Annotated in this window: 7 protein-coding genes; 3 read left to right on the forward strand and 4 right to left on the reverse strand. The window is 69.7% G+C overall.

The window, feature by feature from the left end:
• The first annotated feature begins 49 nt into the window (after nucleotides 1–49).
• Nucleotides 50–2617, forward strand: a complete 2568-nt coding sequence (locus G4D87_RS08180) for a N,N-dimethylformamidase beta subunit family domain-containing protein (RefSeq protein ID WP_163780627.1) — start codon at nucleotides 50–52, stop codon at nucleotides 2615–2617.
• Here the strand turns inward: G4D87_RS08180 and G4D87_RS08185 are convergent.
• The 4 genes from G4D87_RS08185 to G4D87_RS08200 form a co-directional block, all read right to left on the reverse strand.
• The gene (locus G4D87_RS08185; protein WP_240358102.1) at nucleotides 2607–4220 is read right to left on the reverse strand and encodes a right-handed parallel beta-helix repeat-containing protein; all 1614 of its coding nucleotides are present in this window, start codon (nucleotides 4218–4220) and stop codon (nucleotides 2607–2609) included. The two genes, G4D87_RS08180 and G4D87_RS08185, sit on opposite strands and share 11 nt — an antisense overlap.
• 159 nt (nucleotides 4221–4379) lie before the next feature.
• A complete protein-coding gene (gene cutA, locus G4D87_RS08190) occupies nucleotides 4380–4706 on the reverse strand; it encodes a divalent-cation tolerance protein CutA (protein ID WP_163780631.1) in 327 nt (108 codons plus the stop codon).
• A gap of 72 nt (nucleotides 4707–4778) precedes the next feature.
• A complete protein-coding gene (locus G4D87_RS08195) occupies nucleotides 4779–5741 on the reverse strand; it encodes an ATP-binding protein (RefSeq protein ID WP_163780633.1) in 963 nt (320 codons plus the stop codon).
• Between the two features lie 59 nt (nucleotides 5742–5800).
• Nucleotides 5801–6460, reverse strand: a complete 660-nt coding sequence (locus G4D87_RS08200; RefSeq protein WP_205507477.1) for a hypothetical protein — start codon at nucleotides 6458–6460, stop codon at nucleotides 5801–5803.
• Nucleotides 6461–6743: 283 nt separating this feature from the next.
• On the opposite strand from G4D87_RS08200, the gene G4D87_RS08205 reads away from it, so the two are divergent.
• Nucleotides 6744–10310 carry a tetratricopeptide repeat protein gene (locus tag G4D87_RS08205; RefSeq protein ID WP_205507478.1) on the forward strand — a complete coding sequence of 1189 codons (3567 nt, stop codon included), beginning with the start codon at nucleotides 6744–6746 and terminating at the stop codon, nucleotides 10308–10310.
• A partial coding sequence (gene gltE / locus G4D87_RS08210; protein ID WP_163780639.1) for an adventurous gliding motility TPR repeat lipoprotein GltE occupies nucleotides 10310–11643 on the forward strand: 1334 nt, incomplete at its 3' end. The genes G4D87_RS08205 and gltE, both read left to right, overlap by 1 nt.

Here is an 11643-nt window from a genome sequence, read left to right on the forward strand (position 1 = left end):
GTGTTCGTGCCTACCCTCCGGTCCAATAGCCGTGGCGTGGAGGAACGGGATGGCTCAAGCAGGCCGTTGGGCGGGCTGGGTGTGCGGGCTTGCGCTCGTGTTCGGTGGCAGTGGCTGTGAGGAGGCGGCCGTGCGCCCGGTGATTCCGGGTGACAAACACGACACGCCTCCGCTGAACGACGGCTACGACGGCGGGGAGGGTGCGCCGCATCCGGGGCTCATTGACGCGGGTGTGCCGGACGCCGGCCCCGAAGAGCCCGAGCCTCCCGACGCGGGCCCGGTGGAGCCGCCGCCGCGAGACGCGGACGCCGTGCGCGAGGAGAACCGCCGCCCGGGCACCACGGCGTGGCGCATCACCCGCAACGCCCACAGCCGCGAAATCGAAGGCTACGCGCTGAAGGCCACGCTGACGCAGGGCGAGACGCTGCGCGTCGCGGTGTCGGTGTCCGAGGCCCGGAGCTTCCGCTGGTACGTGTACCGGATGGGGCACTACGGCGGCGCGGGCGCTCGCGAGCTGGCACGCGGTGGCCCGGTGCCCGGCGTGCGCCAGGGCGACTGTCCCGCGGACCGCGCCACGGGCGTGGTCGCCTGCCGCTGGGCGCCCACGCTGGAGATTCCCGTCGGTGAAGACTGGGTGCGCGGCGTGTACGTGGTGAAGCTGGTGCGCGAGGACAACCACCAGCGCTACGTGCCCTTCTTCGTGCGGGACGCGAACCCGCGCGCCGAGGTGGCCGTCCTCATCCCCACCGCCACCTGGGCCGCCTACAACACCTGGGGCGGCACCAGCCTCTATGACGACCGCGACCGGGTGATGCGCGAGCACGGCGTCAGCCGCGCCTTCCGGGTGTCCTATGACCGGCCCAACTACCGGGGCCATGGCAGCGGCCACCTGCTGACGGACGACCTGAGCCTGGTGCAGTGGTTGGAGTCGCAGGACCTGGACGTGGGCTACTTCACCGACGAGGACCTGGACGCCAGCTACGACTTCCTGGCCGGCGCCAAGGCCTTCTTCATGTCGGGCCACGACGAGTACTGGAGCCCGCGCATCCGCGCGCACGCGGACCGGGCGGTGGCGGAGGGCCGGTCGCTGCTCAACCTGGGCGCGAACAATGCGTACTGGCAGGTGCAGATGGAGCCGTCCCAGGACGGCCGTCCGCGGCGCATCATCGCCTGCTACAAGGGCCACGCGAACGACCCGTACACGGGCGCCCAGCGCACGGTGAAGTTCCGCGAGCGCGTCGTGGGCCGTCCGGAGAACGCGCTCCTGGGCGTGCAGTTCACCGCCCGCTGGCACCAGTTCGGCTTCCCCGCCGTCATCACCAACCCGGGGCACTGGGCGCTGGCGGGCTCGGGGCTGAAGGCCGGTGACACGCTGTGGATGGCCAACGGCTACGAAGTGGACCAGCTGGTGAGCAATGGCAGCTCGCCGGAGGGCCTGGAGGTGCTCGCCGAGTCCCCGCTGCTGTCGCTCCAGGGCGCCTTCGGCTTCGGCCACATGGTGCTGCGCAAGCAGGGTAGCGCCTACATCTTCTCCTCCGGAGGCATCGACTTCGTGCGCACGCTGGCCTCCGAGGACATGGCGGACCCGCGCGCGGCCCGCATCGTCGCGAACGTGCTCTACAAGGCGCTGGGCCGGCCGGTGCCCGACACGCTGGTGCGCTTCGAGCGGCAGAACGTGTCAGGCCCCCAGGGGCCCGCCGCGGCCGAGGTCCGCACGGTGGCGGGCGTCCCCGGGCAGCGTGTCCGCGCCGGTGTCCCCGTGGCGGGCAGCTCGCTGGGGGCGCCCACGGCGGTGGCCCTGCTGCCGGATGGGAGCCTGGTGGTGGCGGACGGCCTGGGCAACGCGGTGAAGCGCGTGACGCCGGCGGGCGAGGTGAAGACGGTGGCCTCTGGCCTCAATGGCCCCCTGGGCATCGCCGCGGACGCCGCGGGCAACGTGTACGTGGCCGATACCGACCACTACGTCATCCGCCGCATCGACCCGGAAGGGAAGGTGGAGGTGTTCGCGGGCGGGACGCCGGGGCTGATGGACGGCCCCGCGAAGCAGGCGGCCTTCAACCAGCCCACGGGCCTGGCGGTGACGCCGGATGGCACCGCGCTGCTGGTGGCGGACATGAACAACGGCGTGATTCGCCGCATCGACCTGGTGGCGGAGGGCCACCCGGTGACGACGCTGCAGGGTGACTGGCTCTACCGGCCCTCGGGCGTGGCGGTGAGCGCGGATGGGGACACGCTGTTCGTCGTCGAGTCCGGCATGTCCCGGGTGGTGCGCGTCCGCGACGGCCTCACGTCGGTGGTGGCGGGCACGACGCCGGGCTTCCGTGACGGCGCGCCGGAGTCGTCCCAGTTCCTGCCGTACCTGGGCATCGCGGTGCTGAAGGATGGCTCGCTCGCGGTGGCGGACCCGGGCAACTACCGCGTGCGCCGCGTCGTCCTGAACGCGGACGGCAGCGCGCGCAAGGTGACGACGCTTGCCGGCAGCGGGCGCCATGGCCACGCGGACGGGCCGGGGGACAAGGCGGAGCTCGTCCTCCCGGCCGGCCTGACGGTGGGGCCGGACGGCCGCCTCTACGTGGCGGACGCCGGCAATTCGCTGGTGCGCGCGATTACTCCATGAGCGCGGCGGTGGCGGCCTCGGGGCAGTCCGACTCCACCGCGCCGATGTCCGGCGCGGCGCCGCAGTAGGGCAGCCCCAGGTCCATGCCCCGGTCCACCGCGCGCTCGCCGGGCATCAGCAGGTCCAGGTCCACCAGCGGCTCGCCGCTCTCATCCGAGTCCAGCTCCACGCCGTTCGACAGCCAGTGGGCCAGCGTGCTGCCCTCCCAGTCGCTCTGCGGGGCGACGAAGATGCCCGTGTTGAACGCGGCGCCGGCCAGGTAGAGGTTGGACGTCATGCTGAGGCCGGGGGCGGCCAGGCCCATGCTGACGGCGTTGCGCGTGGCGAACACGTTGTTGCGCACCGCGATGTTGGTGGACGGCCCACCGGTGCCGTGGCCCACCACGAAGGCGAAGCCGTCCGTCCCCACCACCGTGTTGTGCAGCACGCGCACGTCGCTGCCGTTCTCGATGCGGATGCCGGAGCCTTCGGGCGTCTTCAGGTCGTGGATGCGGTTGCGGCGGATGGAGACGTTGGTGGGCGGCGCGCCCACGCGGTTGCCACCCACGGCGATGCCCAGCGACGCGTCCGAGATGTCGTTGTCCTCGATGACGACGTTGCGCGCCGAGTAGTGCACCACCACGGCCTCGCCACGGGACGAGGTGGACTTCTCGAAGCCGTACATGCGGTTGCCGCGCACGACGATGTCGTGGCACGTCTTGAGGTCCACCGCGTTCTCCCGGTTGTCGTACATGTCGTTGTCCTCGATGAGGACGCCGCGCGCCGGGGCGTTGTTGCTGAAGCCCTCGGGGCCCAGGCACTGCACCGAGTCACCCGAGTTGTCGTGGATGTCGTTGCCCCGCACGGTGATGTCCACCGACGTGGGCGCGATGACGACGCCGTGCGAGTCGTCGTCGCCCCGCGCGAAGTGGTGGATGTGGTTGTTCTCGATGGTGATGCCGTTGGCGCCCGCGTCGGTGCTGATGCCGCTGCCGAACGCGCCGTGGTGCAGCTCGTTGTCCGCGAGCACGGTGCCGGTGGTGTTTCCAGAGAACGTCACGGCGACCTGGCGCTGACCTCGGACGTCGAACTCGAAGCCCTCGATGCGCCAGTGGGGCCGCTGCACGTGGGCCATGAACCAGCCGCTGCCGGTGGGAACGACCTTGGGCGAGTCCTCGCCGCGCAGGGTGATGGGGGCCTCGGCGGTGCCGGCCTTGGCGCTGGCGTTGATGACGAGCTTCTCTGCGTAGGTGCCCTTCTGGACGCGGATGATTTCCCCCGGGCCCACCAGCGTCAGGGCCTTGGAGATGGTGCGCAGCGGGTCTTCACGTGAGCCCTTCGCCGAGTCATCCCCGGACGGGCTGACGTACCACTCCTTCACGTAGGCGGGCGGCTCCGGGGTCTGCGGCCCGGGGACGGGAGGCGGCTGCTCCGCGACGGGCGGGTCGTCCTCGTCGTCGCTGTCGTGGCCGGAGACGCCGTCGTCGTCGTTCTGCGGCGTGGGCGTCGGCACAGGGGGGGCCGAGGGCTGCCGCGAGCCCGGATAGCTGGGCAGGCGGCTCGAATCGGAGGCCGGAGCGGGGGCCTGCGCGCCGTTGGAGCAGGCGACGCCACCCACGGACATGAGTCCGAGGAGGCACAAACTGCGCAGTCGGGACATGGGGGTCGGCTCCTGGGGGAAGAGGGCGAGCCCACAACGCTCCTTTCGCCGCGCCGTATTTCACTGCTCCAGCCACGGGCGGAGCGCTGGCTGTGTCCGTCAGTAGAGCAGGGGAGCGGGCGCTCAGTCCGGGGCGCGGGTGCTGCCCAGAATCCAGGAGAGGTACGGCGCGTGCCCCTCCGCGATGTCCACGCGCAGCACCTCCGGAACGTCGTAGGGGTGCAGCTCGACGATGCGCGCGCGCAGCGGCTCGAAGAGGGCCGCGCGCGTCTTGAGGATGAGCAGGACCTCGGGCTCGTCGTGCACCTTCCCCTCCCACCGGTAGATGGAGCGCAGGCCGGGGACGATGTTGCCGCACGCGGCGAGCTGCGCTTCCACCAGCGCGCGAGCCAGCTCGGCGGCCTGGTCCGAGGTGGGGGCGGTGACGAGGACGAGGATGGCGTCAGTCATGGACACAGGATGCGTGAAGCCTCCGCCGGCCGTCGAGCGGGACGGCGGAGGCGGACGCCCGGCGCGGCGTGACTACCGTCCCGGTGTGCGCCCGCCGCCCAGCGAATGGTGCATGGGCGCGTCCATCTCCTGCCGGGTGCGGCGCCGGTCCGGCGTGTCCTTCGGCAGCTCCACGAAGGTGCACAGCTCGCACAGCCGGCTGTAGATGCGCTCGCCCACGCGCTCTCGCAGCAGCTCCGCCTCGCGAGCCGCGCCGCGCGAGTCCTCGGTGGTGCGGTAGCCCGACGGCGCCGCGCTGCGCGTAGCGCGCTTCTCCGGCTCCAGGGAGTAGTTCGTCGCGAAGAGCGTGGTGCGGCCCGCGTTGTAGCGGCGGGCAATCAGCTCATCGAGCGTCTCCATCTCGAAGGGGCTCCCGCGGCCCTTGCCCAGCTCGTCGATGGCCAGCACCTCCACCTCCGACAGGGGCCCGATGATTTCTCCGCCGCTCTTGCCCTCCTGGAAGCCGCGCCGGATGGTGGCGTAGAGCAGGGAGATTTCGACGTAGCGCCCGCGCACGCCCAGCTCCAGCACCAGGTGCGCCAGGGTGGCCGCCATCAGGTGCGTCTTCCCCGTGCCCACCGGCCCGCTGAGGATGAAGCCCTTGGACGGGCCGCCCTTCACGTACTGGTGGGCGAAGTGCAGCGCCACGCCGCGGCCCCGGTCCTGCGCCTCGTTGAAGGCCCGGTAGTTGTCGAAGCTCGCGTGGGACACGACGGCGGGCAGGCCCACCTCGTTGAAGCGCGCGACCCGCTTCCGCCGCTGCGTGCACACGCACGTCTCCATCACCTCGTAGCGGCGAGGGCCCATCTTCTGGCTGAACTCCCCCTCACGCTCGACCAGCACGTGCCCGCGCCCGCCGCACACCGAGCAGTGCTCGGAGCACGCGCAGATGCGCGCATGGGCCTGCTCCCCACGGCGCTCGATGACATAGGTCCGCCCGCCGCACACACCACACGCCTCGCCATTCGCCTTTGGAGCCATCTCACGCTCCGCCATACCAGAGCCTCCCCTTGGCCGTTAGTTCACTGAACGGGCGGCCAGGCGTTTCGTCCCACCTACAGCTCCTTCACGCCCAGCCGCCGCCGCACCGTCGCCAGCACCCGGAAGCGCCGGGACACCTTGCGGGCGCGCGGGGACATCACCTGTTGCTCCGCGGACGCCGCCAGGGCCTCACGCCACAGGGCGCACCTGTCCAGGAAGGGCAGGGTGCGCAGCACCAGCAGGAACGCCAGCACTTCCTGGGCGTCCATGGCCGCCGGCTCTTCCGGGACATGCGCCAGGACGGTGATGCGCAGGTTTCGCACACGGTGCGACAGGGCTTCGTTCCGCCCCGCCAGGTCCTCGAGCGCCGCGCACAGCCGCGCGTGCCGCGTCTCCTCCCAGGAGCGGGCCCGCTTGCGCCTGGGGGCGGAGGAGGAGGGTTCCTCACCCGCGCCCGCCGCCAACTCCCGGTACTTCTTGATCTCCGACTCCACCTGCCGCCGGCACGCGCGCAGCGAGCGCAGCACCGGCTCTCCGGGCCGCGCGTCCCAGAGGGCCTTCTCCGCCGAGCGGGAGATGCCGCGCGCCACCACCTCGAAGGGAACGCCTTCCCGGGCCCAGGTCGTCAAAAGCTCGGTGTCCAGCGCGGAGAGCATCAGCCCCGCGCCACGCACCGCGAGGAAGTAGTCCTGCACCAGCTCTTCGAAGCTGGCGCTTTCGGGGAGGAGACTCATGATCCGACGCGTACTCCAGTGCGGGGAGGCCGGGCAACCGACCGTCCGTTCCCCCATACCTGGCAGGTCCGACACGGCAACGCCACGGCGCCGATTCTCACAGCGGATCTGGAAGATTTTGAACCGACGCTCCCCGAGGAAAGCAGGCGGCCAGTCAGTGTTGACCCGCCGCGCGGAAACCGCGCATAGTGAGGGTCCCCGAATGGAAATTCCCGAAGATTCCCGGACACTTGCCTACCAGGCAGGCAACCGGGGACGCCGGTGCCCCTCTCCTAGGAAGACCATGCGCCGTTCGCTTCTCGTCTGCCTCGTCCTCCTGGCCACGGCCTCCGCCGCCCAGGAGAAGAAAGCCCCGCGCGATGCCGATCTCGGCCGGAAGTCCGCCACCGCGGTGGACAAGTCCCTGGCTGGCGACATCACCCGTGAAAAGAAGAAAGAAGAGGTCGCTCCCGCGCTCCAGTACGACCAGTTCCGGCTGGGCGTCGAGCTGCAGGTGGCCTCCAAGCGGCGCGAGCAGATCCAGTCGCTGAAGAAGATCATCTCCCTGTCGCCGGATCCGAAGGAGGCCCCCAGCCTCCTGTTCCGCCTGGGCGAGTTCTACTGGGAGGAGTCCAAGTTCTTCTTCTTCGAGGCCAACCGGAAGGATGACGACCTCATCCAGGCCATGAACCGCAACGACGCCGCGGGCCAGAAGCGGGCCAAGGCGGAGAAGGCGGAGTTCATCGCGAAGCAGAAGGAGTACGGCAAGCTCGCGGTGGAGCAGTACACGAAGATCGTCCAGGAGTACCCGGCCTTCGAGCGCACCGACGAGGTGCTCTTCTTCCTGGGCCAGTACCTCATGGAGGACGGCCAGGACCGCAAGGCGCTGGTGGCCTTCAAGCGCCTGGTGGAGAAGCACCCGAAGTCCAAGTTCATCCCGGACGCCTACTTCGCCTTCGGCGAGTACTACTTCAACAACTCCAAGGGGAAGCGCCCGGAGCTGGAGAAGGCGCTGGCGGCGTACAAGAAGGCCTCCGAGTTCCCCGAGAACCAGGTGTACGCCTTCGCCCTCTACAAGCAGGGCTGGTGCCACTACAACATGGGCGACTTCGAGTCGGCCAAGGACAAGTTCAAGACGGTGGTGCTCTACGGCGAGCTGGCCGGGGCCAACGCCGTGGAGAAGGACGGCGGCAAGAGCGGCCGCGGCTCGCTGCTGCGCGAGGCGCGCACCGACTACGTGCGGGCGTTCGCGCACGAGGGGGACGTGGGGCAGGCCCGGGCGGAGTTCGGCAAGGTGGCCACCAACCCGGAAGACCGCTTCACGATGCTGAAGCAGCTGGCCAACCTGTACTACGGCGATGGCAAGGACCGCGAGGCGGCCATCACCTACAACGGCCTCATCAAGGAGAAGCCGCTGTCCCCCGAGGCGCCTGGCTTCCAGGGCCGCATCGTCGACTGCATCCTCCGCATGGGCAACAAGGAGCGCACCGTGGTCCAGGTGCGCCGGCTCGTGAAGATCATGAAGGAGGTCGAGGGCTCCGGCGTCATCAAGGAGGACAAGGACAAGAAGCTGCTGGCGGAGGCGAAGGAGCTGTCCGAGCGCACGCTGTCCAACCTCGCCGTCACCTGGCACAACGAGGGCAAGAAGACGCGCAACGAGGAGACGTTCCGCTACGCGGACGCGGTGTACAGCGACTACCTCACGCTCTTCCCGGAGAACCCCAAGGCGTATGACCTGCGCTTCTTCTGGGCCGAGCTGCTCAACGACAACCTGCAGAAGTTCGACAAGGCCGCCGCCAACTACACGCTCGTCGTGCTCCAGGACGCCAAGGTGCTGGAGGCCAAGGACGACAAGGGCAAGCCCAAGCCGGGCAAGCCGGGCAAGTGGCTGCAGAACGCCGCCTACAACGCGGTGCTGGCCTACGACGAGGTCGTCAAGGCGGGCGAGGCGCGGGGCGAGGGCAAGGGCGAGGCGGTGGGCTCGGACATCACCAAGAAGGCCGCCATCCCCACGCTGAAGAAGGCGCTGCTCGACGCGTGCGAGCGCTACCTCAAGTACGTGCCCAAGGGGGAGAAGCGGGTGGAGATCGCCTTCAAGGCGGCCAACATCTACTACCGCCACAACCACTTCGACGAGGCGGTGCTGCGCTTCAGCGAGATCGCGCTCGGCTACCCCGAGTACAAGTTCGAGAACGGCGAGCGCGCGGCGGAGATCTCCGCCAACCTCATCCTGGACTCGTACCACCTGCTCCAGGACTACGCGAAGGTGAACGAGTGGGCGCGCCGCTTCTATGCCAACGACAAGCTGGCGGTGGGCAAGTTCCGTGACGACCTGGCGAAGCTCATCGAGCAGTCGTCCTTCAAGCTCGTCAGCCAGCTGGAGGAGAAGAAGGAGTTCGAGAAGGCCGCCGAGGCGTACCTCGCCTTCGTGAAGGACTTCCCGCAGACGGAGATCGCCGACCTGGCGCTCTACAACGCGTCGGTCGACTACTACAAGGCCAAGCGCCTGGACAAGGCCATCGAGGTGCGCAAGCGCCTGTTCGCCGAGTACCCGCGCTCCAAGCACGTGCCGGACTCCATCTACGCGAACGCGGAGGCGCTGGAGGCCATTGGCGACTTCGAGGACGCGGCGACGACGTACGAGGCCTACGTGCGCGGCTACGAGCGCAGCCTGGGGGAGAAGGGCAACGCCCGGGCACGCCGAGGCAAGAAGCGCAGGGGCGCGGCGGACGACAAGCCCGCGGTGGTGCAGAAGTGGGACGAGTCCAAGGCGCAGGTGGCGCTCTTCAACGCCGCCACCTACCGCGAGGGCCTGGGCCAGGTGAAGGCCGCGCTGCGCAACCGCGAGCACTACCTGACGCTGTGGCCGCGCGCCAAGGACGCGGACGAAATCCGCCTGTCCATCATCGACCTGACGGGCAAGAGCGGCGCGGCGTTCAAGGCCATCAAGATGCTGGAGCAGTACGAGCGCGACAACATGCGCTCCCCCAGCCGGTATCTGGCCGCAGAGGGCCGCATCGTCGCCCTGTACAAGAAGATGGGCAGGTCGCGGGACGTGTCCCGCATGTACAAGCGCATCTACGAGCACTTCGACCAGCTGCCCCGCCGCGTGCAGGGCTCGCTGGAGAAGCCGGCGCTCGCCACGGCCGCGCAGGCGCAGTTCCTGTCGGTGGACCTGGACTGGAACGAGTACCGGCGCCTGAAGCTGTACTGGGGCGTGCCGCCGTCACCCAACCGCTTCAAGGCGAGCATCCAGGACAAGAGCCGCGCGCTCCAGGTGGTGGAGAAGAAGTACGTGCAGACGGTGACGCTGGGCGCGCCCGAGCCCGCCATCTGCGCGCTGCACCGCATTGGTCTGGCGTATGACCACTTCGCCGACCGCCTCACCAACGCGCCCATGCCGCGCGGCCTGGACGAGGAGTCGGAGCAGGCGCTGCGCGACGAGTTCGCCAACCAGGCGCAGCCGCTCAAGGACAAGGCGACCGAGGCGTTCTCCGCCACGGTGGCCAAGAGCCGCGAGCTGGACGTCTACAACGACTGCGCCGCGGAGAGCCTGAAGCTGCTGCGCACCACGTACCAGCCGGACCGCTACCCCGACATGCCCGAGGAGAAGGTGGCGCTGAAGGGCCGCGTGCAGCTCATTGGCGGCGACCTGCTGGCCCACATCCAGGACGTGCCGCCGCCGGCGCCCAAGGCCGCGGACGCGCAGCAGGCCCGGGCGGAGACGCTGCAGGAGGACCTGACGGACCTCACCGCGCAGCTGCGCTCGCAGACCGAGACTCAGGTGGACGCCCGCCCGGCGGACACCACCAACGGCGCCACTCCCGCGAAGCAGGGCGGGAATGACGAGGAGCCGGAGGATTTCCTCTAATGAACCGGACGACCCGCACCATGCGCCTGTTCCCCCTGTTGGCGGCTGTCTCGCTGGCCGCCGCTGGTTGTACTTCCTCCAAGGCCACCGGCCCCGCCTCGGCCAAGACGGGGGCTCCGAACGCCGGCAAGTCGGACGCCCCGCCGCCCATCTCCAACACGGCCAAGGCCCGCTTCGAGGACGCGCTCAAGGCGTTCGACACGCAGAAGAAGGCCAATGCCATCGACTATCCGTCGCTGGAGCGGAAGTTCCAGTCCGCGCTGGAGGCGGACGGGAACCTCGCCGAGGCCGACTACAACCTGGGGGTGCTCGCCGAGCGTCAGGGCAAGCTCACCGAGGCGCGCAACCACTACAAGACGGCGCTCACGAAGAAGCCCTCGCTGCGGCAGGCGTCGGAGAACCTGGCGGTGATGGAGCAGAACGCGGGCAACGTCGCCGGCGCGGTGGCGCTGTACCAGGAGGTGCTCCAGCGCTACCCGGATGACGCGCAGTCCCGCGCGCGGCTGGCGGAGATCTACCGGCAGCAGGGGGACCACACCAAGGCCATGGACCTGACGCGCGCCGCGCTGATGCGCGACCCGCAGTCCACCACCGCGCTGAAGGTGATGATCCGCAGCTACCTGGACCGCAAGCAGCTTGCCATGGCAAAGCTGGTGGCCCTGCGCGGCGTGAAGCTGGACGCTGCGGACCCGGAGCTCCACCATTCGGTGGGCCTCATCCTCCTGCAGGAGCGGGATGTGGACGAGGCGCGCCTGTCCTTCAAGAAGGCGCTGGAGGTGCGCGAGGACTACGTGCCGGCGCACGTGGAGCTGGCGCAGCTGGCGCTGTCCTCGGAGAACTTCCCGGCGGCCGAGCAGCACCTGCGCCGCATCCTCCAGGCGGACGGGAAGAATGCCGCCGCGCACCTGAACCTGGGCGTCACCTACAAGGGCATGGGCCAGTTCGACAAGGCCATGCAGGAGTACGACGAGGCGGAGAAGCTCGACCCCGAGCTGGCGGCGGTGAACCTCAACCGCGCCATCATCCTCCACAAGGTGAAGGACGCGCCCGAGCGCGCCTCGGAGCTGTACCGCAAGTACATCGCCATGGCCGGCGGTGAGGTGGCGCTGCCCGCAGAGGCCCCCGTGTTCGCCCTGCTGCGCGAGGTGGAGGTCATCGTCAACGCCAAGCGCGAGGCCGCGTTCGCCGAGGAGCAGGCGAAGCAGATGGAGGAGCTGCAGAAGCAGCAGCAGGCCCAGATGCAGGCCGCGGAGAAGGCGGCCGGGACGGCGAACCCGCCCGCCACCGCCGCGACGCCGGCGTCCGGCACGAGCGCCGAGCCCCAGGTCACCCC

It is taken from the genome of Myxococcus vastator (genome assembly GCF_010894475.1).
GTDB classification, from domain to species: Bacteria; Myxococcota; Myxococcia; order Myxococcales; family Myxococcaceae; genus Myxococcus; species Myxococcus vastator.

Bases quoted from the DNA above. Each gene is read 5' to 3' on its own strand.
- G4D87_RS08180 (WP_163780627.1), top strand. From the start codon at position 50: ATGGCTCAAGCAGGCCGTTGGGCGGGCTGGGTGTGCGGGCTTGCGCTC.
- G4D87_RS08185 (WP_240358102.1), bottom strand. From the start codon at position 4,220: ATGTCCGTGGGTGGCGTCGCCTGCTCCAACGGCGCGCAGGCCCCCGCT.
- cutA (WP_163780631.1), bottom strand. From the start codon at position 4,706: ATGACTGACGCCATCCTCGTCCTCGTCACCGCCCCCACCTCGGACCAG.
- G4D87_RS08195 (WP_163780633.1), bottom strand. From the start codon at position 5,741: ATGGCGGAGCGTGAGATGGCTCCAAAGGCGAATGGCGAGGCGTGTGGT.
- G4D87_RS08200 (WP_205507477.1), bottom strand. From the start codon at position 6,460: ATGAGTCTCCTCCCCGAAAGCGCCAGCTTCGAAGAGCTGGTGCAGGAC.
- G4D87_RS08205 (WP_205507478.1), top strand. From the start codon at position 6,744: ATGCGCCGTTCGCTTCTCGTCTGCCTCGTCCTCCTGGCCACGGCCTCC.